Annotated in this window: 23 protein-coding genes; 13 read left to right on the top strand and 10 right to left on the bottom strand. The window is 70.9% G+C overall.

Features of this window, described 5'->3' with window-relative positions:
* Nucleotides 1-17: 17 nt before the first annotated feature.
* The 6 genes from F4560_RS03220 to F4560_RS03195 all read right to left on the bottom strand — a co-directional run bounded on the left by F4560_RS03220 (nucleotide 18) and on the right by F4560_RS03195 (nucleotide 5,847).
* Nucleotides 18-830: an alpha/beta fold hydrolase gene (locus tag F4560_RS03220; RefSeq protein ID WP_184915977.1), complete on the bottom strand. Its 813-nt coding sequence runs from the start codon at nucleotides 828-830 to the stop codon at nucleotides 18-20.
* Nucleotides 818-1,819 (bottom strand): beta-ketoacyl synthase N-terminal-like domain-containing protein, encoded by a 1,002-nt coding sequence (locus tag F4560_RS03215; RefSeq protein WP_184915975.1) that lies wholly within the window; start codon nucleotides 1,817-1,819, stop codon nucleotides 818-820. The genes F4560_RS03220 and F4560_RS03215 overlap by 13 nt, the downstream gene beginning before the upstream one ends.
* Nucleotides 1,816-2,955, bottom strand: a complete 1,140-nt coding sequence (locus tag F4560_RS03210; protein WP_312868297.1) for a beta-ketoacyl synthase N-terminal-like domain-containing protein — start codon at nucleotides 2,953-2,955, stop codon at nucleotides 1,816-1,818. The genes F4560_RS03215 and F4560_RS03210 overlap by 4 nt, the downstream gene beginning before the upstream one ends.
* A complete protein-coding gene (locus tag F4560_RS03205) occupies nucleotides 2,952-4,208 on the bottom strand; it encodes a beta-ketoacyl-[acyl-carrier-protein] synthase family protein (RefSeq protein WP_184915974.1) in 1,257 nt (418 codons plus the stop codon). The genes F4560_RS03210 and F4560_RS03205 overlap by 4 nt, the downstream gene beginning before the upstream one ends.
* Nucleotides 4,209-4,276: 68 nt before the next feature.
* Nucleotides 4,277-4,531 (bottom strand): acyl carrier protein, encoded by a 255-nt coding sequence (locus F4560_RS03200; RefSeq protein ID WP_033439539.1) that lies wholly within the window; start codon nucleotides 4,529-4,531, stop codon nucleotides 4,277-4,279.
* 44 nt (nucleotides 4,532-4,575) lie between these two features.
* Complete coding sequence (locus tag F4560_RS03195; protein ID WP_184915972.1) at nucleotides 4,576-5,847, bottom strand: aminotransferase class I/II-fold pyridoxal phosphate-dependent enzyme; 1,272 nt, start codon at nucleotides 5,845-5,847, stop codon at nucleotides 4,576-4,578.
* Nucleotides 5,848-6,100: 253 nt separating this feature from the next.
* On the opposite strand from F4560_RS03195, the gene F4560_RS03190 reads away from it, so the two are divergent.
* The 12 genes from F4560_RS03190 (at nucleotide 6,101) to F4560_RS03135 (ending at nucleotide 18,163) form a co-directional block, all read left to right on the top strand.
* Nucleotides 6,101-7,333: a beta-ketoacyl-[acyl-carrier-protein] synthase family protein gene (locus F4560_RS03190; RefSeq protein ID WP_184915969.1), complete on the top strand. Its 1,233-nt coding sequence runs from the start codon at nucleotides 6,101-6,103 to the stop codon at nucleotides 7,331-7,333.
* Complete coding sequence (locus F4560_RS03185; RefSeq protein ID WP_184915967.1) at nucleotides 7,330-8,427, top strand: beta-ketoacyl synthase N-terminal-like domain-containing protein; 1,098 nt, start codon at nucleotides 7,330-7,332, stop codon at nucleotides 8,425-8,427. Before F4560_RS03190 ends, F4560_RS03185 begins: the two co-directional genes overlap by 4 nt.
* A gap of 48 nt (nucleotides 8,428-8,475) precedes the next feature.
* Nucleotides 8,476-8,733 carry an acyl carrier protein gene (locus F4560_RS03180; protein ID WP_184915965.1) on the top strand — a complete coding sequence of 86 codons (258 nt, stop codon included), beginning with the start codon at nucleotides 8,476-8,478 and terminating at the stop codon, nucleotides 8,731-8,733.
* Complete coding sequence (locus F4560_RS03175; RefSeq protein WP_184915962.1) at nucleotides 8,730-9,140, top strand: 3-hydroxyacyl-ACP dehydratase FabZ family protein; 411 nt, start codon at nucleotides 8,730-8,732, stop codon at nucleotides 9,138-9,140. Before F4560_RS03180 ends, F4560_RS03175 begins: the two co-directional genes overlap by 4 nt.
* On the top strand, nucleotides 9,137-9,643 hold the full coding sequence (locus F4560_RS03170) for a 3-hydroxyacyl-ACP dehydratase FabZ family protein (protein ID WP_312868294.1): 507 nt from the start codon (nucleotides 9,137-9,139) through the stop codon (nucleotides 9,641-9,643). Before F4560_RS03175 ends, F4560_RS03170 begins: the two co-directional genes overlap by 4 nt.
* A 226-nt stretch (nucleotides 9,644-9,869) precedes the next feature.
* Nucleotides 9,870-10,613 (top strand): helix-turn-helix transcriptional regulator, encoded by a 744-nt coding sequence (locus F4560_RS03165; protein WP_184915955.1) that lies wholly within the window; start codon nucleotides 9,870-9,872, stop codon nucleotides 10,611-10,613.
* A gap of 5 nt (nucleotides 10,614-10,618) precedes the next feature.
* Nucleotides 10,619-12,283 (top strand): phytoene desaturase family protein, encoded by a 1,665-nt coding sequence (locus F4560_RS03160; protein ID WP_184915951.1) that lies wholly within the window; start codon nucleotides 10,619-10,621, stop codon nucleotides 12,281-12,283.
* Nucleotides 12,284-12,320: 37 nt separating this feature from the next.
* Nucleotides 12,321-12,746, top strand: a complete 426-nt coding sequence (locus F4560_RS03155; RefSeq protein WP_184915948.1) for a DUF3995 domain-containing protein — start codon at nucleotides 12,321-12,323, stop codon at nucleotides 12,744-12,746.
* Between the two features lie 18 nt (nucleotides 12,747-12,764).
* Entirely contained in the window at nucleotides 12,765-14,309 is a 1,545-nt protein-coding gene (locus F4560_RS03150; protein ID WP_312868289.1) for a flavin-containing monooxygenase, read from the top strand.
* A 54-nt stretch (nucleotides 14,310-14,363) separates the two neighbouring features.
* Nucleotides 14,364-15,320, top strand: a complete 957-nt coding sequence (locus F4560_RS03145) for an FAD-dependent oxidoreductase (RefSeq protein ID WP_184915945.1) — start codon at nucleotides 14,364-14,366, stop codon at nucleotides 15,318-15,320.
* Nucleotides 15,321-15,371: 51 nt separating this feature from the next.
* Nucleotides 15,372-17,627 (top strand): GAP1-N2 domain-containing protein, encoded by a 2,256-nt coding sequence (locus F4560_RS03140; protein WP_184915942.1) that lies wholly within the window; start codon nucleotides 15,372-15,374, stop codon nucleotides 17,625-17,627.
* A 65-nt stretch (nucleotides 17,628-17,692) separates the two neighbouring features.
* Nucleotides 17,693-18,163 (top strand): GNAT family N-acetyltransferase, encoded by a 471-nt coding sequence (locus F4560_RS03135; RefSeq protein WP_184915939.1) that lies wholly within the window; start codon nucleotides 17,693-17,695, stop codon nucleotides 18,161-18,163.
* Nucleotides 18,164-18,166: 3 nt separating this feature from the next.
* Here F4560_RS03135 and F4560_RS03130 read toward each other — a convergent pair whose 3' ends face one another.
* From F4560_RS03130 to F4560_RS03120, 3 genes are read right to left on the bottom strand one after another with little or no spacing between them, the layout of a single operon-like run.
* Nucleotides 18,167-18,961, bottom strand: a complete 795-nt coding sequence (locus F4560_RS03130; RefSeq protein WP_184915936.1) for an ABC transporter permease — start codon at nucleotides 18,959-18,961, stop codon at nucleotides 18,167-18,169.
* Nucleotides 18,954-19,721 carry an ABC transporter permease gene (locus F4560_RS03125; RefSeq protein ID WP_184915933.1) on the bottom strand — a complete coding sequence of 256 codons (768 nt, stop codon included), beginning with the start codon at nucleotides 19,719-19,721 and terminating at the stop codon, nucleotides 18,954-18,956. Before F4560_RS03125 ends, F4560_RS03130 begins: the two co-directional genes overlap by 8 nt.
* Nucleotides 19,722-19,723: 2 nt before the next feature.
* The gene (locus F4560_RS03120) at nucleotides 19,724-20,662 is read right to left on the bottom strand and encodes an ABC transporter ATP-binding protein (protein ID WP_184915930.1); all 939 of its coding nucleotides are present in this window, start codon (nucleotides 20,660-20,662) and stop codon (nucleotides 19,724-19,726) included.
* 74 nt (nucleotides 20,663-20,736) lie between these two features.
* Between F4560_RS03120 and F4560_RS03115 the strand changes: the two genes are divergently transcribed.
* The gene (locus F4560_RS03115; RefSeq protein WP_184915928.1) at nucleotides 20,737-23,529 is read left to right on the top strand and encodes a toll/interleukin-1 receptor domain-containing protein; all 2,793 of its coding nucleotides are present in this window, start codon (nucleotides 20,737-20,739) and stop codon (nucleotides 23,527-23,529) included.
* Between the two features lie 7 nt (nucleotides 23,530-23,536).
* Here F4560_RS03115 and F4560_RS03110 read toward each other — a convergent pair whose 3' ends face one another.
* Nucleotides 23,537-23,761 (bottom strand): hypothetical protein, encoded by a 225-nt coding sequence (locus F4560_RS03110; protein ID WP_184915925.1) that lies wholly within the window; start codon nucleotides 23,759-23,761, stop codon nucleotides 23,537-23,539.
* Nucleotides 23,762-23,987: the final 226 nt, after the last annotated feature.

The raw sequence follows: 23,987 nt of genomic DNA, 5'->3' as shown, positions 1-23,987 counted from the left end.
GTTTCACGGGTTCGGGGTCAGGGCAAAGACGGGAGGGTGGCGAGGAAGTCGGCGACCTTCTTGGTGAAGGCGCCGGCCTCCTGCGCCATCGGGAAGTGACCGCACGACGGCAGCAGTTCGAGCCGCGCCGACGGCAGCCGTTCCGCGAGGGACATCGCGTCGGTCGGTGGGGCGATGAGGTCGTCCTCCCCCGCCAGGACGAGGCACGGCAGGTCGAGGCGGTCCAGGTCGACCCACGGCGAGTTCAGGTAGGTCTGGAGGAACCTGGTCCACGCGTACGGACCGATCCGCTCGCACACCCGCAGCGCCGCGGCGTCGTGCAGGTCCGGGTTGCCCCGTCCGGCCGCGGCCACCCGGATGCCCTCCCGCATGGCGTCCACGAACGTGGTCGCCAGGCCGGTGAGCATCGACCAGTCGAAGTCGTCCGGGGACGGCTTGTAGAACGGCGACACCAGGACGGCGGCGCGCGGGCTCGAAGCGGGAACCTCGGCGAGCACGCGGAGCAGCAGCGAGGCGGAGAACGAGTGCGCCACGACGAGGTCGATCGGCCCCGCGGAGTCGGTGACGCCGGTCAGCGCCTCCGCCACCCACCGCGCGGAATCCTCTTCGTGCGCCCACGATCCGACGCCCTCGTTGCGCCACGGCAGCTCGGCGGACCAGATCTCCCACTGCTCCCCGGCCTCCTCGCACACCGGCTGCCACACGTTGCCGTTGTTGGCCATGCCGTGCAGCAGCAGGACTCTGGGCGCACCCGGGGGCTTGGTCCGCGGCAGCAGGATCAGCGGGGTGTGGTTGTCGACGCCGGGTCGGGTGGCCGTCAGGCCGGGCACGGCTCGCTCCGCGGCGCGCGAAGGACGACGGAGGCGATCGCGTCGTCGGCCGGTCCACCACAGGTGGCCACGACGCTCGACGCACCGCCGGCCAGGTGTGCGGTGCCCACGGCGATCTGGAGGAGCCCGTGCGCGCCGGACGTGCGACCCCAACCGCGGGACACGTCCACCCGCTCGGCCTCGGGCAGCACGACGGAGGACATCCCGTCGCCCTCGGGCACGAACCACACCCGCGAGCCGGCGTCGGTCCCGCCCGCGGCGGCGACGGACTCGTCCAGCCGACCGGACCGCGCCACCGGGCCGAGTTCGCCGAGCACCGCACGCCCGGCCGTGCTGTCGTCACGCTCGATCACGACGGCCACCGCGCCGTCGAGCACCTGACCGCCGGCGTACGCCCGGCTCACGTCGTTGTCCGGCTCGACGCCCACGACCAGCGCGTGACGTGCCCGCCCGGAACGCAGCCAGGTCGCGGCCCAGCGCAGGGCGTCCAACCCGGAGGTGGCGCCGTTGCACACCATCATGTTCGGCCCGCGCAGGCCGAACCGGATGGCGATGTCGGCGCACACCACGTTGCTGGAGAGGTTCGGGGTGGCGATGGGGCTGACCAGCCGCGTGCCGCCCTCACGCCCGATGAGCGCGGCCACCTCGGCGACCGAGTCGAGGTTGCCCAGGTTGGAGGTGGCCAGCACGGCCACGTCGCGCGGGTCGACGGTCAGCCCGTCGGTCTCGTTCCACAGCCCGGAGCGCACGAGCGCGGCCTTCGCCGCGACCAGCGCCAGGCGGGTCGCGTGATCCTTGTACCGCAGGCCCTTCTTGCCCAGGTGGGCGGCGGGGTCCACCGGCTCGGCGGCGGCATCACGGCCGCGCTCCACCTCGCCGGGCTCGGCCACGCCGGGCAGGGCGAAGCCGACGCCCGTGACGACGACCTGCCCAGAACCGACCTGCTCTGCGCGTTCCTTCACGTCGGCGCTTTCCTGTACCGCGGTCATCGCGTTCCCTCCACGATGGCGACGGCGTTGACGCCGCCGAAGCCGAAACCGTTGACCTGGGCCACCATCGGCCCTTCGCCGACGTGTTCCCGGGTGGCGATGCGGAAGTCCGCGGCCACCGGGATCTGATCCTCGAGGTGGAGCGTCGGGCTGACGCGGTCCTGCGCGATGCTCGTCAGCGCCATGATCAGCGAGTGCAGGCCGGACGCGCCCGAGGTGTGCCCGGTCATCGACTTCATGGCCGTCATCACCGGGTGCTTGACCTCGGTGCCGAAGACCTCGGCCATCGCCGTCGCCTCACCGGTGTCGTTGGCCATGGTGCCGGTTCCGTGCAGCAGCACGAGGTCCACCTCGTCGGGACGGACCGCCGCGGCGCTGTGGGCGTTCCGGATGACCTCGGCGATGCTGCCCGCCTCCGGCGCGGTCGCGTGGAAGGCGTCGCAGTTGATCGCCACACCGCGCAGCCAACCCCGGACCTGACCGGACCCGGCCGGCTCGCGCCGCAGCACGATCGCCGACGCGCCCTCGCCGAGGATGGTGCCCTTCCGGTTGACGTCGAAGGGGCGCAACCGCTCGGGCGGCACGGATTGCAGCCGGTCCAGCACGCCGAACATCGACTCGGTGATCGAGTCGGTGCCCGCCACGACGACCGTGTCGTGCTCACCCGAGTCGAGCAGGTCGACGGCGAGCGACAGCGCGTAGAGCGACGCCGAGCAGGCGTTGGAGAACGTGTGGGTGTCGTCGGCGCCGAACCGCTCGCGCAGCGCGGCGCCGAAGTGCAGGCGACGCTCGTCGGCCTTGGTCTGGCCACGCGCCCACAGCTCCACGCTGCGCAGCTCGCGCAGCCCGGTGCCGACCAGCACGGGCACGCCCGCCAGGTCGTGCGGCATCCCGGCGTCGTCCAGCGCCTGGCCGATCGCGTCCAGGAGGAAGCGGGTTGCCCGGCCCTCGACGTCCGGGTAGGCGTCGAGGTCGTCGATCTCGTGCAGGTGTTGCGCGGTGTACCACTCCGGCGTGAACGCGCGCAGGGGACCGAGCCCGGTCTTGCCCGCGCAGAGGTTGTCGAACATCTCCTCGGCGGTCCGCCCCACGCTGGACAGGGCTCCTACGCCGGCGATCGCCCATCGCTTGCTCACGGGTTCTCCTCCTCGTGTCTGCCCAGGATCACCACGGCGTTGTTCCCGCCGAAGGCCAGGCCGTTGTTCTGGACGATCGCGGGCGCCACGTCGAGCGCGGTGTTGGGAACGCAGTCGATGCCCAGCTCCGGATCGGTCTTGCGGTGGTTGATGGTCGGCGGGATGAACCCGCGGTGGATCGCGAGCGCGCACGCGATGGCGCCGAGCGCGCTCGCCGCGCCCATCGCGTGGCCGAGCATCGACTTGATCGAGATCGTGCGGGGCGGTTTGCCGCCGTAGACCTCGCGGATGGCGCCGGCCTCGGTCAGGTCGTTCGCCCTGGTCCCGGTGCCGTGCGCGGAGATCAGGTCGACCTCGTCCGGCTTGACGCCCGCGTTCTCCAGCGCCAACGTCATGCAGCGCGCCACGCTGTCCTGGTCGGGGGCCACCTGGTGGGTGGCGTCGCAGTTCAGGCCGTAGCCGAGGATGCGGGCGTAGACCCGCGCGCCCCGCTTGCGCGCGTCGGCCCACCGTTCGAGGACCAGCACGCCGGCGCCCTCGCCGGTGAGGATCCCCTGGCGGTCGGCGTCGAACGGCCGGCACACGTCGGGGGCGATGGTGCCGAGCCGGTAGAACGAGGCGAAGGTCTTGCGGCACAACGCGTCCGCGCCGCCGCAGAGCACCATGTCGACCTCGCCCGACCGCACGGCGTCGTACCCGTAGCCGATGGTGTAGTTCCCGGCCGCGCAGGCGGTGGCGATGGTCATCGCCTCCACGTCCACGAGGCCGAGCTCACGGGCCACCGCGACGGAGAGCCTGCTCGCCGACGTGCGGCCGGCCACGACGGGGTCGACCGCCTCGGGGCCGCCGGCGAGTTCCGCCGCGACGACGCGGTCGAGGTCGGACGACTCGCCATCGGTGGTGCCGATCGACACCAGCATCCGCTTGGCGGCCAGCTCGGCCGCGTCGATGCCGGCGTCCTCGACGGCCATCCTGGCCGCCGAGACGGAGAACTGGGCGGCCCGGCCCAGGGACGCGGGGTCGAGCGTGCGCACCCACGGGCCCGGGTCGAAGTCGGTCACTTCGCACCCGTTGGCGTGCTCGAATCCGGAGGTGTCGAACGCGGTGATCGGTGAGACACCGCTACGCCCGGCGCGCAGACCCGCGGCGAACTCGGCCACACCGGTGCCGATGCTGGAGATCACACCGATCCCGGTGACCACGACGTCGTCATCGCGGATCGACCGCGGTCCGCCTGCCACAGAACTGGTCATCACACGCCAACTCCACTCGTTCGGCGCGGTCGCGTGGACCGCCGCAGCACCCTGGGCCGCGCCTGACGTCACTTGCGGTCGATCGCCTCGGTCACGACCTCGACGACGCCCTCCATGTTGACCATGCGGGACATCTCGGCCTGGTCGATGACGACGCCGAACTCCTTCTCCAGCGAGGAGAGGATCTCGATCGACAGCAGCGAGTCCGCGCCGTAGTCCTCCTTGAACAGGCCCGTGTCGGTGACCTCGTCGTGCTCCAGTTCGAGGATGTCGCAGACGATCTCCTTGATGCGGTCCACTCGCTGCTCGACGCTGGCGGTCATGGGTATTCCTTCCGTAGTGCTTTCCAAAGGGGGACGGGCAGGGTTCAGAGGTCGAACTCGCCCTTGAACTTCCGCAGGAGCGTCATGAAGCCGTCGATGTGCTCGTCCGTGTGCGAAGCGTTCAGGATGAGCCGCATGACGCTGTTGTTCTTCTTGGCGGCCGGGAAGACGTAGATCGGGATGCGGTAGCCGTGCTCAAGGAACTTCGCCTTGAGCCGCATGCCCTTCTCCTCGGAGCCGACGTGCAGCGACGTCATGATCGACGGCGTCGGGTAGAGGCGGACACCCTCCTCGGACAGCAGGCCGCGGAACTTCTCGACCCGTTCGAGGTAGTTGTCGACGATCTTGGGCTCGTCCTGCGTGAGCAGGCGCATCGCGTAGGCGGCGGTGGCCGCGGTGGGAGGCTGGACCTGCGCTGTGAACGCCGAGGTCATGCCGAGCAGTTCGAGGGAGAAGATGGGGTCGCTGGGGCCGACGATCAGTCCGCCCTCCAGTCCGACGGCCTTCTTCAGCGACACCATGATGAACGTGGACCGCAGCATGCCCGCGTACTCCTCGGCGAACGGCCGGTGCGCGGGGCCGTAGACCAGGAAGCCGTTCGCGTCGTCCACGAAGGACAGCGCGCCGTAGCGCTCGCAGACGTCGACGATGTCGTGCATCGGCGCCACCGAGCCGTCGAGGGAGTACACGCTCTCGAACACCACGACGACCCGCTTGCCCTGGAGTCGTTGCAGGACCTTCTCCAGGTCCTCGGCGTTGTTGTGCTTGAAGGAGAACAGGCGCTCGCCGTACTTGAGGTGGTCGGCGGCCTTCCACAGGCTCCAGTGGCTCTCGCGGTCGTAGACGAAGACCACGTCGCTGTGGTCCATCTCCAGGCCGTCGGTCCACTTGATGCTCTTGGACATGCCGTGGATGAAGCCGATGTTCGCCACCAGGCCGGTGGCGTAGCCGACGGCCCGCTCCTTGCCCAGGATGCGGCACAGCTCGGCTTCCATGTCCACGTGGGGCTTGGTGACGCCCTGGCTGATCCGGGCGCCGCCGGTGGCCAGGCCGTAGGTGCGCGCCGCGTCGGTGAAGACGCCCATGACGTCCTCGCGGCTGTGCAGGTTGAGGAAGTTCACGGGCGCGAAGTTGACGAGCTTGCGCCCGCCCATCATGACCTCGGGGATACCGGACATGCCCTCGGTGTGCGGCATGTGGCCCAGGCCGATCTGACGCAGACCCTCGGCGAACTCCCCGAAACGCCAAGCGGGAGCGGCGGGTCCGGGGGCATCCCCGGTTAACGCCGCTGTGCTGCCGTCGACAGTGCTCGTCATCGCCTACCTCGACTCGGAGAAGGAGCGGAATCGCATCAAGGCCGACCGTAGACGCGCCGGTGGCGAGTTGGCCCCACCGCGCCCCAAGGTTGTCAAGATCATGCAGCGCGGCACGTCGCCGGGTAGCAGCTTCATGCGAGGGACGGGCACATCGCTAGGTTCCGACCCGGCGCGGTCCCTACTGTGCGGCTTGCACGTCCGGCGCGTCCGATCGCGGGCGCGGCCCGTCCAGAACGCCTCCGGGAGCCCGAAAATGAGCGATGGTCACGGCGGCACCGCGCGCCGAGTGGTCGTCACAGGACTCGGCCCGGTGTCCAGCATCGGCACCGGCGTCACCGATTTCCTCGACGGTCTGCGTGCGGGCAGAAGCGGCGCCCGCCCGATGGAGTTGTTCGACACCAAGGGGTTCGAGTACTCGAACGGGTGCGAGGTCGCCGACTTCGACCCGACCCGCTGGCAGCGGGAAGTCGCCGTCGGGGACGTGGGTCGGGCGACCCAGTTCGCGCTGGCCGCCGCCCGGCTCGCCACCGCTGACGCGGGGCTGTCGTCGGCGGACCTCGCGGGCGCGCGCACGTTGATCGCGGTGGGCACCACCGACGGCGAGGCGCACGAGCTGGACCGCATCGTCGAGCACGAGGTCGGCCGTCCGGTCGCCGACTCGCCGGAGACGATGGCCCGCCGCGTGCCGGTCGGCACGCTGTCCGCCGCGGTCGCCCAGGAATTCGGCTTGTCGCAGGCGGAGACGATCACCATCGCGACCGCGTGCGCCGCGGGGAACTACGCGATCGGCTACGGGTTGGACGCGATCCGCCTGGGCGAGGCCGACATCGCGCTGTGCGGTGGCGCGGACGCCGTGTGCCGGAAGACCTTCGCGGGCTTCTACCGGCTCGGCACCATCGCGCCCGAGGTGTGCCAGCCGTTCGACGTCGACCGCAAGGGCATCCTGACCGGCGAGGGCGGCGGCATCCTGGTCCTGGAGGCCCTGGACTCGGCGCTCGCGCGCGGCGCCCGCATCCACGCGGAGGTGCTCGGGTACGGCCTCAACTGCGACGCGCACCACCCGGTGGCGCCGTTCCAGGACCGGATCGCGGACTGCGTCCGACTGGCGCTCTCCGACGCGGGCGTGAAGCCCGGCGAGGTCGACCTCATCTCCGCGCACGGGACCGGCACGGCGGCCAACGACGTCACCGAGTCCAGCGCCATCCGGGACGTCTACGGCAAGGAGATGCCGCGCACGGTGTCGATGAAGTCGATGCTGGGCCACTCGATGGGCGCGGCCAGCGCCCTGGGCGCGATCGGCTGCGCGTTGGCCATCGAGCACGGCTTCATCCCGCCGACGATCAACCACAAGCACACCGACCCCGAGTGCGCCGTGGACTGCGTCCCCAATCACTCCGTCACCGCGGACCTGCGAGTGGTCCAGAACAACGGGTTGGCCTTCGGTGGCAACAACTCCGTCGTCATCCTGGGAAGGTACGAGTCGTGAGCAGCCCCGCCCGCACACCGGTCATCCGATCCTGGTCGGCCATCTCCACCCTGGGCATCGGACCCGACGCGCACCGGTCCGGCCTGCTGACGCGAGCCCTGCCCGAGGCCGACCCGACCGACGCCTTCGCCACCGAGCACGGTGGACGCGCCGCGGTCATCCCCTCGTTCCCCGTGCGCACGCTGCTGGGCAAGAAGGGCACCAGGTCGCTGGACCGCGTGACGGCGCTCGCCGTGGCTACGGTGGGCGGCCTGGTCACCGGCGACCCGGCCAACGTCGCGCCGTTCGAGGCCGACTCGCCCGTCGCCGATCGCGGTCTCGTGCTGGGCACGACCACCGGCAGCGCCCAGTCGATGATGGACTTCACCCGCAGCACGTTCGACGGGGAGAAGCCGTTCTTCGTCGACCCCGCGAAGTTCCCGAACACGGTGATGAACTGCGCCGCCGGCCGGGCCGCCATCTGGTTCCAGCTGCGCGGCCCCAACGCGACCGTCGGCGGTGGCCGGGTCGCGGGCCTGCACGCGCTGAACTACTCGCGCCGGCTCCTGCTCACCGGTCGCGCGGAGACCGTCCTGTGCGGCGCGGCCGAGGAGCACTCCACCGCGCGCGCGGACCTGCGGGCGTTGACCGACCCCGATGACACCACGCGCCTGGGCGAGGGCTGCGCGGTCGTGGAGATCGGCGGCCCCGAGGGTGGTCCGGAGAGCGGTCCCGGCCTGGCCGAGATCCTCGGCGTGCGCTTCGGCGTGGCACGGCGGCCCGCAGACGCCCACGAGGTCCTGGCCGACTGCGTGCGCCGGACGTTGCACGACACCCGCGTCGCCCCCGGTGACGTGTGGGCGCACCTGCCCAGCCGGTCCGGCGGCACGGAGTCGGAGGCCGTGACGTCCGTGCTCGGCACGGACTTCCGCACCCACACCTGTGACGACCTGCTGGGCGACACCTCGGCCGCCGCCGCCATGTTCGCCGTCGTCGCCGCGCTCGTGCACGCCGCCGAGGACGACGCCGCGGCGGGCCGGATCGCGTTGATCACCGCTATCGACCCGACCGGCGCGGTGGGCTGCGCGCTGCTCCGGCCGCTGCCGACTTCCTGACCTGCCACCACCCCGACACCGTCCACCCGAGACTCCTGTGAGGACACGATGACCAGCACCCAGAACGTGGACAAAGAAGGCCTGCGCGAGATCGTGGCCGACGCGCTCGACGTCCCGGTCGCCTCGGTGACCGACGACGCGAGCTTCGTCGAAGACCTCGGCGTCGACTCGTTGCTGTCACTCGAAGTGATGGTGTCGATCGAGCGCGAATACGGGATCAAGCTCGCCGAGGAGGAGACGGCGAGCATGGGCAGTTTCGCGGAGGTCTGGGCGCTCGTCTCGGCCAAGGCGGAGGCGCGGTCGTGAACGACCTGTCAGTTCGCGCGGTCCGGGCGGCGGTGAATGTGCTGGTGGACACAGATCCCACTGCCGAAACTCCGGGATCCCGAACCAGCCTGCACATCACCGCCGACGAACCTTGTTTCGAGGGCCATTACCCGGGTTTTCCGATCCTGCCCGGCGTTTGCGTCATCGAAAGCGTCCACCGCAGTGCGCTGGCCACCCACCCGGAACGGGCGACCGTCGAACACCGGCTCGCCGCTATTGAGACGGCGCGGTTCCTCCAGCCGGTGTACCCGGACGACGTGATCACGGTCGACATGTCCTGGCAGCGGCGTGACGGCGCCTGGCGCTGCCGGGCCGTGGTCGGCAATCCGCGCGGTGAGAGCGCCCGGGTCCGGCTGCGGTACGAGCCCGCCGAGTCGACGCCGTGAGTGGGCACGACATCGGGTGGATCGAGGGCGTCATCCCGCACCGGGACACGATGCTGCTGATCGACCGGGTCACCGCCCTGACGCCCGGCGAGTCGGTCGAGGCGATCAAGGCGGTGACCTACACCGAGCCCTGGTACCGCGGCTCTACCGGCCCTGACCTGGCCTATCCCCTGCCGCTCCTGCTGGAGTCGTGGAACCAGGCCGCCGCGGTGCTGGTGCTGGCGACCTGGGCCGCCGAGGAGGCCGCCGACCGGCCGACGACCGTCCGGCAGGTCGGGGTGCCCATGCTCGGCAGCTACGGCGACGTGACGCTCGGCCGCCCGGTGACACCCGGCGACACAATGGTGCACACGGTCCGGATCGACAAGGCGCAAAGCGACACCATGGTCCTTTCGGGCAGAACTTGTGTGAACAACAATGTGACCCTGACGGTCGATCGGGGCATCGTGATCAGGCGTCCAATGGAACTTTTGGTAGCACTCCGTGCGCCGTCGGCTTCCTAATTAGGCTGTCCGGCCAAGGTCATTACACCCGTCCGGCCGAGCGTGGCGGATTCCTGTTTGTGCACCGGGGCCCACGAGAATGCCTCACATGCGCAACTCTTCCCCGACGAGAGGTGCCAATAGAGTGGTGATGACATCAGGGCGGCAACCGAAGCGCCCGCACTCACGTACCTCATGCCCTGCTGCAATCGCCGGGCGCGGTCGGACGAAAGAGGATTCACCTCGCATGCCCCCTGGCCAACTGAGCCCCGTAGAGCAAGAGCTCGACGCCGCGTCGGTCCTGCTGCAAGTACGCCAACTTGTCGATTCCGCGGTGACGCGGAACACGACCCGAGGGGTCACCCCCCTGCCGACTGTGGCCGCGCTGCGCGAGGCGACCCGGGCTCTGCTCTCCAACGCCACGAAGTCGGTTCGGTGCATGGTCGCGACCTCGCAGTTCGCCAAGGTCGTCGGCTCGGTCGGCGAGACGCGGCACGGGATCTCGGTGTCGGTCCTCGCCGCCGCGGAAGCGGACCTCGCGCGGCACGCGCCGAGTTTGTGCGCGCAGCCCGGCATGCAGCTGCGCATCGTGCCCGCACAGGGGCGCGACCTCCTCATCGTGGACGACCACAGGGTGCTCAGCGGCCCGAGCCAGGAGGGCGGGCGGGCCATGATGAGCGACTGCCCGCACACCTCGGACCTGGTGCGCACCCTGTTCCAGGAACGCTGGTCGGAGGGCATCTCGCAGGCCGATCACGAGCGGTTGACGCGGATCGCGGAACGGCCGTTGACCGCACAGGTGGTCGCCCTGCTCGCCGAAGGCCTCAAGGACGACGCCGCTGCCGCCCGGTTGGGCGTCTCGGTGCGCACGTTCCGCCGCCACGTGGCGGACCTGCTGCGCGAGCTGGGCATCCGTTCCCGGTTCCAGCTCGGCGTGCGCGCCCGGCACGTGGGCCTGCTGCCCGCCGAACCCGACACCGGGACCAGGTGAGCCCGGTGGACCGGCACTGGGACGTCATCGTCATCGGCTCGGGGCTCGGCGGCCTCACCGCCGCCGCGTACCTGGCCGCGGCGGGACGACAGGTGCTGGTGCTGGAGCAGTACGACGTCGCCGGCGGCAACAGCCACGCGTTCCGCCGGCGGGGCCGCTACCTCTTCGACGCGGGCGTCCACTACCTGGGCGACTGCGGCGAGGACGGCGTCATCCCAGCGGTGCTCTCCGGCCTCGGCGCGCGGGACCGGGTGCCGCTCCGGATGCTCGATCCCGACTGCTTCGACCGGGTGATCACCCCCAGCGGAACGCTGGACGTGCCCGCGGACTGGGAGCTGTACCGCGCACGACTGCGCCGCATGCTGCCCGCCGACGCCGACGGGATCGACCGGTTCATCGACGTCGTGCGCGCGGTGGGAGAGGCGAAGCGGGCCGTGCTCGTGGCCGGTTCCGCCGCCGCCGACCCGGCCGGTTCGGAAGCCGTGCGCCTGTGGAACAACCGGACGTTGAGCGCGCTGTTCGACACGTGCGGGCTGTCACCCGCCGCACGCACCGCTTTGGCCGCCCAGTCCCCCAACTACGGCATCGAGCCCGCCACCGCCACGGTCGGCATGCACGCCATGGTGACGGACCACTACATCCGCGGCGCCTACTTCCCCCTGGGAGGCGGGCAGATGCTGGCCGCGACGCTGCTGGAAGTCCTGCGCGCCAACGGTGGCGAGTTCCGCACCGAGGCGCGGGTCGACCGCATCGACGTCACCGACGGCCGGGCGACCGGCGTCCGGCTGACCGACGGCGAGACGATCACCGCGGACATCGTGGTGTCCAATGCGGACTACCGCCGGACGATGCTGGACATGGTCGGCGCCGAGCACCTGCCCGGCCCGATCACCCGGTTCACCCGCGAGGCTCGCATGGGCCTGCCGTTCGCCACGGTGTACGTCGCGCTCAAGGACGACCTGGCGGACCGGCACGAGGCGAACGTCTGGTGGTACGGCAGCGACGACATCGAGGCGTACTACGAACGCCTGCTCGCCGGTGAGCAGCCGGACGAGGTGGAGTTCCTCTTCGTCTCCATGGGGTCTCGAAAGGACGGTCACCTGGCGCCGTCGGGCGAGTCCTGCATCGAGCTGATGACCCTGTGCCCGTTGGACCCGAAGGTGTGGGGCGTCGAGGACGGCCCGACCGACGCCGGGAACGACTACCGCAGGTCCGCGCGGTACCTGGCGGAGAAGCAGCGTTTCACCGACGCCGTGGTGGACGCGGGCGAACGGGTCCTCGGGCCGCTGCGCGACCGTGCGACGCACATCGAGCTGGGCACGCCGCTGACGCAGGAGCGCTACACGCTGTCCACCGGTGGCACGCCGTTCGGCGTCGCGACCTGGGGCCGCGCGGGCGCCCGCCCCGACACCGCCACCAGCGTCCACGGCCTGTGGGTCGTGGGCCAGAGCACGAGGTACGGCAGCGGGATCACCGGTGTGATGTGCAGCGGCGTGGCCGCGGCCGGCCAGATCCTCGACCGGCCGTTGATGCACGAGGTGTACGCCGGGGCGGTGGTGGGCGACCCGTCCCTCCTGCCCCACCGCCCCGACGGGTGGGACCCTTTGGCGTACAGCACGCTTCGGGCCCGGCGCCGGGCGACAGTCCGGACACCGGCCCCCGCGGGCTGAACATCCACCCGACCCAGCACAATCGGAGCCACCAGCCGTGATCGTTGCCTCTGGCATCCTGCTCGCCGTCCTGCTCACCGTCGCCGCCGTCCTGCACCTGATGTGGGCGGCCGGTGTGATGTGGCCGTTCCGCGACGAGCGCGACCTGCTGCGCAAGGTCTTCTCCGACGCCGAAGCCCTCCCGCCGACGGTGGCGACGCTCGGCGTCGGCGCCGCGCTGCTCGGCGCGGCCTACCTGGCGCTCGCGGGCGTCTGGACGTCGCTGCGCCTGCCGTTCGTCGCCGACTGGCTCTACGTCCTCGGCCTGTGGGTCGTGGTCGGGGTGATGGCCCTGCGCGGGATCGCCGAGCCGATCTTCTACATCTTCAAGCCCGCCAACCCGGACTACCAGCGCCTGGATCGCCTCGTCTACTCGCCGCTGTGCGTCCTGCTGGCGGTCCTGGGCCTGGTCGTCGTCATCTGATCCGGGAGTCCGCGGCGGGTGGAAGGCATCGCATCCATCCAGCGAGAAAAGGACACCATGCAGAGCAGGCAGCCGACCCGCGGTCCGCGGGTGATCATCATCGGCAGTGGTATCGGTGGTCTCGGGATGGCGGTGAACCTCGGCAATGCCGGCATCGGGGACGTCACCATCCTGGAACAAGGTCCGGACCTCGGCGGGGTGTGGCGTGACAACACGTATCCCGGTGTGGCCTGCGACGTCCCGTCCACCCTCTACTCCTACAGCTTCGCCAAGCAGACCGGGTTCTCCATGCGGTACCCGGGGCAGAAGGACATCCAGTCCTACCTGCGGCGGGTCGCCGCGGAACACGGCGTCACGGACAAGATCGAGTACGACTCCCGGGTCGTCCGGGCCACGTTCGACGAGGACCTCGGGCAGTGGGAGGTTCTGACCGAGGACGGCAAGCGGCGGCACTGCGACGTGCTGATCCCCGCGGTCGGCACCCTGGCCAGGCCGAGGCTGCCCGAGATCCGCGGCCGGGAGGACTTCACCGGACCGGCGTTCCACTCCGCGCGGTGGCAGCACGACGTCGACCTGGACGGCAAGGACGTCGCGGTCATCGGCACCGGCGCCTCCGCGTTGCAGTTCGTGCCGCACTTGCAGCGCCAGGTCCGCAAGCTGACCGTCTACCAGCGCTCCGCGCCGTACGTCATGCCGATGCACAACTACTCGTACGACAAGGGCTTCAAGCGTTTCCTCGGCACCCGGTTCATGCGCCTGGCCGACCGCTTCGGCTACTGGGCCCTCATGGAAGTCGGCCAGTACGCCTTCTCGCGCTCGCCGAAGATCAGCAACATGATGGCGTCGATGGCGCTCAAGCAGCTGGAGAAGCAGGTGCCCGACCCCGAGCTGCGGGCCAAGCTGACCCCGGACCACCAGGTCGGCTGCAAGCGGGTGCTGTTCAGCAGCCGCTACTACCCGGCGCTGACGCAGCCGAACGTCGAAGTCCTGGTGGACGGGATCGAGGAGATCACCGCCGACGGCGTGACGACGACGGACGGGCAGTCGCGGTCCCACGACGTCCTCGTCTACGGCACGGGTTTCCGCACCGACGACATCCTCGGCCACATCGAGATCACCGGCCGGGACGGGCGCCTGCTCGCCGACTCGTGGAAGGAGGGGGCGGAGGCCTACCTGGGCATCAGCGTCAAGCACTTCCCGAACATGTTCCTCGTCTACGGCCCCAACACCGACCTCGGCAGCGGCTCGATCCCCTACATGCTCGAAAGCCAGATGCGGTACATCAAGCAGGCCGTCACCCACTTGGCCGAGCTGCCCGCCGGCACCTCGCTGACGGTGCGCGACACCGTGCACGACGAGTTCGTCGCCTGGGTCGAGCGGAACTTCCGCAACACGCCGTGGACGTCGGGTTGCAGCAACTGGTACACGAACGCCGCCGGTCGCGTGGTGACGAACTGGCCGCAGCGGTCGGGGCGTTACCGCAGGCGCACCAAGACCTTCGACCCCACCGTGTACCAGGTCGGGACCGCGGAGCGGGCGACCGCGCCGGCCGCCGGCCGCTGAGCCGGTCACCGGGTTTCGGATCCCTGGCCACCGAACGAGAGAGCGGGAGTGAAGATGACGGACGCGGTGGTAGTGGGGGCAGGTGTCATCGGCCTCACGACGGCGGTGTGCCTCGCCGAGGCCGGTCTCGACGTCGCGATATGGGCCGAACGCGGCCCGTTGCAGTCGACGTCGGCCGCCGCCAGCGGGCTCTGGGTGCCCGGCTACACCTCCGATCGCGAGCTGCGCTGGAGCCTGGTCGGCCTGACCGAGTTCACCGCGCTGCTCGACGACGACCACACCGGGGTGCGCCTGGCCCGGGGCCTGGGCGTGACCGACCTGTTCGACGCCCCGCAGGAGTTCCACGACCACCTGCCGGAGCTGGAACTGGTGGACCAGGCCGAGCTGCGGGGCAGGTTCCCGCTCGGCTGGTGGTCGACCGTTCCCCTGATCGACATGCCGCGCTACCTCGCCTACCTGTCGCGCCGGTTCCACGAGGCGGGCGGCAGGCTGGTCCAGCGGCACGTGGACGACCTGTCCGCGTGCCTCGAAGCCGCGCCGCTCGTGGTGAACTGCACGGGCGTCGGCGCCAAGCACCTGGCGGACGACGACGAGGTGTTCCCGGTCCGCGGGCAGCACGTGGTGGTACGCAACCCCGGTATCGACCACTGGTACATGGAAGGCGTGGAGAGTCCTTTCTGGACCGGCTTCTTCCCCCACGGCAACAAGGTGCTGCTCGCCGGGGTGTCCCAGCACCACAACTGGAACCTGCTGCCCGACCCCGCCGACGCGGCGAGCATCCTGGAGCGCTGCGCCGCCGCGGAGCCCCGGCTGCGCGACGCCGAAGTCCTGGGACACCGGGTCGGCCTGCGTGCGGCCAGGAACAAGGCGCGGCTCGAAGTCGAGCACCGGCCCGCCGGCCGGATCGTGCACTGCTACGGGCACAGCGGTTTCGGCGTCAGCCAGTCCTGGGGGTCCGCGCGGGAGATCGAGTCCCTCTGCACGGGCGTGCAGGAGGCGGTGTCGCCCTGACCTGGTTACCGTCTGCGCAACGATGACGCGCAGCGGGGCGAGGGGGTAGTGGTGGCGGTCCGCCAATTGCACTACACGTCGTGCGAGGACGGCCTGGGCGGCATCCAGGGCTTCCAGGTCAGCGCGATGACGCCGGGCGCCCCTCGCCCCCTGGCCGAGCTCGCGGTCAGGTCGAGCGTCTACGAACCGGGTCCGGCCCTGGTGGGACGCCTGGCCGACCGCGACCTCACCGGGTTCCCCGTCACGTTCGGCTACGTGGCGTCCGGTCACGCGGCGGCGGTGTTCCAGAGCCGGTACGCGGGCGCGGACTTCTCCGGCCGGCTGGGCAACTACTTCACCCACGCCCTGCTGTTCGACGACGTGGAGCGGGACCTCGGCGACGTGCTGCCGATCGACCTGTGGGGCAGCCCGACGTGGGCGCACGGCAGGGTCGACGCCACCGCGTTGCCCGAGTTGCAGTCGCTCGCGCCCGGCGACGGGACGAACCTGGCGAGCACCCGGCGGTTCCTGGGCCGCCGGGGCGCGACGGCCGCGTTGGAGCGGGTGCTCGGCGCGACGCAGCGGGCGCTGGTGTCCGGTCGGGGCCGGCTGGTGCTGGTGGTGCCGGACGACCGGTCGGCCGCGCTGTGGATCGCCGCCACCAGCCGGTCGTTGCCGCACCCGCTGGGTCTGCGCGTCTCGTTCACCACGTACACCGCGCGGCCCGAGGACTCGGCCCTGCTCGTCAGCTGCACGACCCCGGACGTGCGGCTGCCGACCCGGGGTGACTTCACCACGATCGACCTGACCACGAACCGGCCGCGGGACGCCGAGAGCACCCGGTACGCGTCGGCTCTCGCCCAACTGTGGGACCGGGACGCCGTGCCCGCCGCGCTGGACCTCGCGGCACGTGCCGACCCGCGCCTCACCCCGGCGGAGCTGGACACGTTCGCGGTGCTGCTGGAGATGATGGCCGACCTGCCGGTGGCCGCCCCGCCGGGCGAAGAGCTGCTCCTCGCCGCCGTGCGGCTGGCCGTGGACCGGATGCGCCGGTGCCTGCCCGAGCACGCGTGGGCGCGGATCGCGGACCACGTGCGGGACAGCGGCGGCCCGGTGGACGTGGTCGCCTGGTCCGCGGTCCTGCGCACGGCGCGGCACCAGGGCGAGCCCGTGCCGGCGAAGCTCTTCGGCGCCTACGTCATCGCCGCGCTGGCCGAGCCGGAACGACTGTGGCTGCCGCACCTGCCGCCGGCGGAGCTGGAGGACATGGCGGAGAACGCCGTCCTGCCCGCGTTGACCGGGGCGGCTCCCGCGGTGCTGGAGCGGCTGGCCGAGCAGCGTCCCCTGGTCGACGCGCTGGTCCGGGTGCTGGACCGCAGGCTGGTCGACCAGCGGGAGATCGCCCGGCTGGCGACCGTGCTGCCGGCGGCGGCCGTGCGGTTGCTGGAAGGTCGGGGTGGTGAGCGGGTCAGGCTGCTCACCGACCTGGCGGCGGCCCGGCACGGCGCGCTGGACAAGGTGGGCGTGATGGCCGACCCGTCGCGCCGCCTCACCGCGGACTGGCGGCAGTTCGGGTCGGTGCTGTGGCCGGATGAGCCGTCCACAGAGGACTCGATCCGGCTGCTCCGGCACGTTCCCGAGCAGGTGCTGGTGGACAGCAGGATGAGCACGCGGATCGTGGCGCGGGCACTCGACCTCGCGGGCGGGGACGAGTTCGGCGGCACGGAGGCCAAGCTGGTGGAAGCGCTGCTGCGGTCACCCATCGCGGCGTACCTGCGCAAGAGCGACCGGGACGGGTTGAAGGCGGCCGAGAGCATCGCGTACCTGGACGGGTCGACGCCCGGCGGCGGCAGCGAGCAGGTCGTGCTGTCCCATGTGTCGACGGCGGTGGCCTTGCGGAACGACGTGGGCGACCGGCTGCTGGCCGCCGTCGCGTCGTTCATTCTGCGCGCGGCCCCGGAACTGCACCGCGATCTGCTCGACCGTGTGCTGGACAAGCACGGTCGGGCTTTCCTGCCCGCCTATCAGCAGGCGGCCCAAGACCACCTCGCCGGCGCACCGCCACACCACGTCGCCGCAGTGGTCGTCGCGTGGTGGGGGTTGACTGATCCATCGGCCAGGGATGCACTGATCGAGGCGACGCTCTCCGCAGCTCTCCGCAAGCGCCGGCCCAGACACCTGGACCGCATCGGCTCGTCACTCCAGCCGATGGCGAACACCCTCGGCGTCCCCGCCCCCAAACCAACCTGGACCACGTGGTGGCAGGCCTGGCGGATGCGACACGAGCACCGCAGGCTGTTTTCCCGGTTCGGGCGGACAAAGGGCTGATCCAATTTCCTTCCCCGAATCGGGCACGGTGCCGGAGTGTCACACCGCCGTGTGATCCTTCCACCATGACCGATGTCGTGCACTGGCGGGACGAGCCTGGACTGACCGCACTGCTCACCGCGTACCACTTGCGGACCGAGGAGGAGAAGGGCGCGCCCGTGGCCGACGCGGAGGCATTGCCGCAGCGCTACCGGGCCGAGATCGCGGACCCGCGCAGCGCGTTCGCCGACGACGTGGTGCTGCTGGCCCGCGCCGACGACACAGCGGTGGGCTGCCTGGTCGTCACCGCGCCCGTCAACGGCGCAGCCGAGGTGAAGCGCCTGTGGACCGCCCCGCCCGCCCGCGGCCACGGCATCGCCACCGCGTTGATCACCGAGGCCCTCGACCACCTCGCGCGCACCGACGTGACCACCGTCCGCCTGTCCGTGTGGAGCTGGCGCACAGGTGCGATCGCGCTGTACGAGCGGCTCGGCTTCACGATCACCAGTTCGTGGGACGACCGCCCTGACCTGGTCTGCATGCACCGCGCCGTGTGATGCCTAGCCGCTGAACTCGATCGTCCCGTCACGGCGGCCACGGCGGACCATGCGGTTGAAGCTCAGCGCCGCCACCGCGAACCACCCCGCCGCCACGCACAGTTCCAGCGCGAGCTCCATCAGCACGGTCGACGCCGGACCCTCCGCGATGAACGCCCGGATCGCCGCCAGCCCGTGCGTCATCGGCAGCACGGACGTGATGGCGCGCAGCCAATCCGGCCAGTACGACGTCGGCACGTTCACCCCGCAGAACGTCATCAGCACCAGATAACTCAAGTTCAGCGCCAGCCACCGCGCCGACGGGAACCCGAGCACGAACGACGCGACGCATGTCCCGTAGCAGTAGCACGACAAGCCCACGATCAAAATCATCAACGGCACGAAAACAGCCGCCGGCCACGGCAGGCGCACACCGAACAACGGCGGCAGCACCAGGAACGCGACGGTGGACGCCGCAACCCCCGACCCGAGGTTCACCAGACCCCGCCCCAAGTACACGGTCAGGTGCGTGGACGGCGCGGCGACCATCAGGGCCAGCGTGCCGGACTGCCGTTCCCCCACGGCCAGCAGGATGACCACGGTCGCGTCGATGGCCATGATCGCGACCACGTTCCCGATGAGCAGGTAGTCGACCTGCTGCTGCGACCCGAGCATCCGGCCGATCAACGCGTAGAAGCACGCCTGCACCAGCAGCCGGGACAGCCAGGTGAACGTCCACGTCTTCCACGTCTGGAACGCCGAGTACATGGTCCACGACGCGATCAGCCCGTGCTTGAGCACCCGTAACTGGTCACGCATACGTCACCGTCCCCAGCTCGCGCGCCCGGCGCAGGCCCACCGCCAGCACGAACCGGCCGCCGACCAGCGCGGCGACGCCGAGGCCGACGATCGCCAGCAGCCGCCAGACGATGTCCGCCACGGGCGCGACAGCCATCGAGTCCCGCATCAGGTCAGCCGACCACGACAGGAAGATGAAGTGGGACAACGGTTGCAGGAACTCCGGCAGGTGGTGCACCGGCACCATCACGCCCGACAGCACGTAGATCGGGAAGCTGAGGAAGTTCAGGTAGTGGTTGCTGTTCTTGGACATCAGCATGGACGTCGCCAGCAGCAGGCTGGTCCCGGTCATCGCGAACACCGACGCCGCCATTGCCGCCCAGAACACCCACGGGTGGTGCACCGCCGGCGTCACGCCGAACAGGAGCTTCCCCAGCAGCCACGTCTCGCCGAGCGGGACGACGCCGAGCGCCATCACGGCCGTGATCCGGCCCAGGTAGACGGGGTGCAGCGCGCCGGGCGCGGCCATGCCCAGCTTCAGCGTCTCGTTCCAGCGCTCGCCGAGCAGCACCTCCGCCGCCAGTCCCGTGGAGAAGCCCCACAACCCGATCAGGGTGGGTGCGAGGAACGCGTTGGCCACCAGGTCGGGACGGGCCGCGTGCATCACGATCGACAGCAGCATGACCACGGTGAACGGGATCGTGCACAGCGTCAGCAGGTCGTCGGGTTGCCTGCCCATCAACCAGAACTGGGTCCGGACGCCGGACAGGAACAGGCGCACGGTCAGACCTCCATGCCGCGGCGGCCGATGAGGTCCAGGTAGACGTCCTCCAGCCGGGGCGGCACGGCGTGGACCGAGCGCACGCCGTTGTCCAGCAGGAAGTCCAGCACGGCGCGGGCCGCCCGGTCGTCGGTCGTCTTGACCCGGAGCAGCCCGTTCCGGGTCTCGGTGTCCACGACGCCGGGGATGCCGGTGACGTCGAGCGCGGTCTCCGCTTCGACCCAGCGGTGCAGGCCGGACATCTCGGCCAGGCCGCGCGGCGACTCGGTGGCGAGCACCCGGCCCTTGTCGATCAGCGTCACGCGGTCGCAGACCTCTTCGGCCTCGTCCATGTCGTGCGTCGTGATGAGGATCGTGCGGCCCTCGTCCCGCAGTTCGACGATGAGCTTGCGGAAGTCCCGCGCCGCCACCGGGTCCATGCCGGTCGTCGGCTCGTCGAACAGGATCAGCTTCGGGTCGCCGATCAGGCCGCGTGCCAGGTGCAGCCGCTGCTTCATGCCGCGCGAATACGTCTCCACGAGGTCGTCGGCCTTGTCACCGAGGCCGAGGCGGGACAGCAGCTCGTCGGTGCGCACCTTGGCGCGCGCGTCCGGGATCTTGTAGAGCGCGGCCCAGTAACGCATGGTCTGCCGCGCGGTCAGCTTCCAGTACAGGCCGCGTTCGCCGCCGAACACGATGCCGATGTGCGGCCTGACCTTGTCCGCGTCGGCCACGACGTCGTGCCCGAGTACTTCGGCGGTGCCGGACGTCGGCAGCAGGATGGTGGAGAGGATCTTGCACAACGTGGTCTTGCCGGCGCCGTTCGGTCCGAGCAGGCCGTGCACCTCGTTCGTCGGCACGTCCAGCGTCAGCCCGGCGAGCGCGGTAACTTCCTCGCCCTTCGGCCGCCACCCCTTGCCCTTGCGGTACGTCCTGGTCAGGTTCCGGACATGGACGCTCATGGTCTCCCCCCAGTGTTCTCGGTGACGCTACCGGAGCGGCGATCACCGGCAGGGACCGTATTTGTGCGGCGGTGATGGCCGGCCCGGCGGACATCCTGGAGGAAGGGGGTGGCCGGATGTCGGGTGGCAGCACTGGGTACGACGCCTTCATCACCTACAGCCACGCGCGTGACCGGACGCTGGCGCCGACGTTGCGCGCCGGGCTCCAGCGGTTGTCCAAGCCCTGGTACCGGCTGCGCGCGATGCGGGTGTTCCTGGACAACGCCAGCCTGTCCGCGAACCCGGACCTGTGGGGGTCGATCGAACGGGCGTTGGCGGACTCCCGGTGGCTCGTGCTGATGGCCTCGACCGACGCCGCCCGGTCGGTGTGGGTGAACCGGGAGGTCGAGTGGTGGCTCACCCAACGGTCCGCCGACCGGGTGCTCATCGTGCTGACCGACGGCGAACCCGACCCGGATCACGAGGCGACGGCCCTGCCGCCGGCGATGCGTGCCGCGGCGATGACCGAGCCGCGGTGGGTGGACCTGCGGTGGATGCGCGACGCCGAGCCGGTCGACCGCGACGACCCACGTTTCCGGGACTGCGTGGCGGATATCGCGTCGGCGGTGCGCGGCCTGCCGAAGGACGACCTGGTCGGCGAGGACGTGCGTCAGCACCGCCGGACGTTGCGCCTGGCCCGTGCGGCCGTGGTGTCGTTGGCGCTGCTCGTGGTGCTGACCCTGGTCGCCGCGGTGGTGGCCTTCGTGCAGCGGGACAACGCCCGTGCCGAAGCCAGGGCCGCGACCGCGCGGGGCCTCGCGTCCGCTGCGCTGGCGAACGCGGACACCCGGCTCGACCTCGCCCAACTGCTCGCCGTCGAGGCGTACCGGACCGATCCGCAGCCGCAGACCCGTGCCGCGCTGTTCCAGGTCCTGGCGGCGAGCCCGCAGCTTGAGCGCTACCTGCACGTCGGCGCACCGGTCACGTCGGTGGCGGCGTCGGAGGACGGCACGGTCGTCGTCGCGGGCGCGAGTGACGGCCGCGTGGTGCGGTGGGACCTGACCACCGACACCCGGACCGCGACCACCACCGGTGACCGGCCCGTGATCGATGTCGCCGTCAGCGAGGACGGTGACGAGGTGGCGGTGCTGGTCGAGGGCCGTGCGCTCCGGTGGGACACCCGAAACGGTGAACCCACGGAGATTCAGGCGCTCGGCGATCACAACAGGGGCAGTGCGGCGATCTCCCCGTCCGGGGACGTCGTCGCGTTCATCTCCCGCCATCTCACGGCGGGGGCGACAGGCCCCGACGAGGACCGGTTGATCGCGCACGACGTCCGGACCGGCCGGACCGCGGAGTCCGTGGCGGTCGGATGGCCGGAGAAGGTGGCGCTGCGGTCCGACGACCTGCTGGTCGTGCTCGGGTCCTCCACGTGGCAGACGCGGTCGGCGGGAGATCTCGCGGTGCTGCGGTCCGCCGACGTGGGGATTCTGCCCGCGGACGGCGGGTTCCAGACCGGCTTCTCACCCGATGCCGCGCACATGGGGTGGATGAGGAACGGCGAGACCTACCAGTGGCGCACCGACGTGCCGAGCGCCGACTTCCGCTCGGCCGACGTCCGGCTGACGATCGGTGAGCCGAACCCCGAGTCGCTCGCCATCAGCCGGGACGGGGGCCGGATCGCCGCCGGTCACACGGGCGTCGTGCACGTGTTCGACACCGAAGGGGACGACGAGGGCGCACGGTGGCGTCTGCCCGGCAACAGCCTGGCGCCGGCCATCACGTTCATCGACTCCGACCGCCTGGTGTCCGGCACCGACGATGCCTTGGTGCTGTGGGACCTGACCCGCAACACCCGCGTCGGCACGCCGATGCGGACCGCTGTCTCCTCCACCTGCCGCGCGTGCCGGCCCCCCTGGCTGGCCACCGCGCCGGGGCGGATCGCACTGGTCGGAACCCTGGACCGTCGGCTGCGGATCGAGTCCGACGACGGGGACACCAGCGGGTTCGAGGACGAGGACGACGTCGAGCACACCCTCGTCGCGCCCGCGTGGACCCCCGACCGGACCAGGCTGCTCGTGCCGTCGACACCCGGCGGGACGGTGCGCGTCCTGACCGGGGACGGTGGCGAGGTCGTGGACCGGTGGCCTGCCCTGAACGGGGTGGTCTACGTGATGGCGAGCCGCGTCTCGTCCGACGGCACGCGGTTCCTGCTGGTCGACCAGGACGGCCGGGTGCACGTCCGCGACACGTCCGACGGCGAGGTGCTGACCGTCGTGGACACCGGTGTCGACGGGTCGGTGTTCGGCGTGCCCCCCGGGCCCAGCCTGGCGGCCATCAGCCCGGACGGCGACAGCGTCGCGCTTGCCGGCGCGGACACCGTGTCCATTGTGGACGTTGCTACCGCGGCCGGCCGCGAGGTGCCCGGCGGCTCGGCGCTGTCCGTCCAGCACACGTCCGAACACCTGATCATCCAGCGGAGGAGCGCGGTCGAGGTCTGGGACCGACACGGCACGACCCTGGTCCGCTCGATCCCGTCCACCGGCGTCTGGACCCGTGGTGTGCCCGCCACAGCCGACGGTCGGCTGGCCGCCCGGATCCGCGCCGATCACACGATGATCCTCACCGACCTCGGTTCGGGTGAGGAGATCGGCGCCGTCCGGTTGGACCCGGCCGCCGGCATGCCACAGCTGATCGCGGCGGCCTTCACCAGTGACGGGCGAGCCGTCGTGACGGCCGAGCCGGGCGGCCAGCTGACCCGCTGGCACACCGCGGAGGACGAGTGGACCCGCATCGCCTGCGCGTCGGCCGGCCGTGACCTCACCGACGACGAGTGGCGCCGCCACGTCGGCACCGAGCCACCGGCCACCCTGGCGTGCCTGCGGTGATCGCCCGCTAGCGGGACGCCTGCTCCAGCGCCACCAGCGCCGCGGCGAGTTTGAACTGCTTGTTGGTGCCGAGGTCCCGCACGGTCTTGATGTTGAACGCGGCGGCCAGCTTCTCCGCGTCGCCCGCGCTGACACCGGCCAACGCGGCGACCGGGGCGTCGAGGACCTTCGCCAACTCCAGTTCCTCGTACGCCTTGTCCAGCTGCTTGTCCAGGTTCGCCGAAATAGCCACGAAGGTTCCCTCCGAAGAGCTGCCAGATGAGAGGACGCGCGAACCCTAACCGGGCGCACTCGGATCGGTCACGGCCCAGCTCCGCGATGCCACCCGATGGGGTGAGGTCCGCGGCAGACGGCGGCAGACCGCGGCAGACGACGGCAGCCGGGCGTTCACGGGCCCTCGGTGTCGGGTGAACACCTGACACCGCCGATCCGCTCGCGCGGGCACAGTTCCGGTGGAG

It is taken from the genome of Saccharothrix ecbatanensis, assembly GCF_014205015.1.
Lineage (GTDB): Bacteria > Actinomycetota > Actinomycetes > Mycobacteriales > Pseudonocardiaceae > Actinosynnema > Actinosynnema ecbatanense.
The sequence above is the reverse complement of the archived record's forward strand: the minus strand, read 5'-3'. Positions and strand labels throughout refer to the sequence as shown.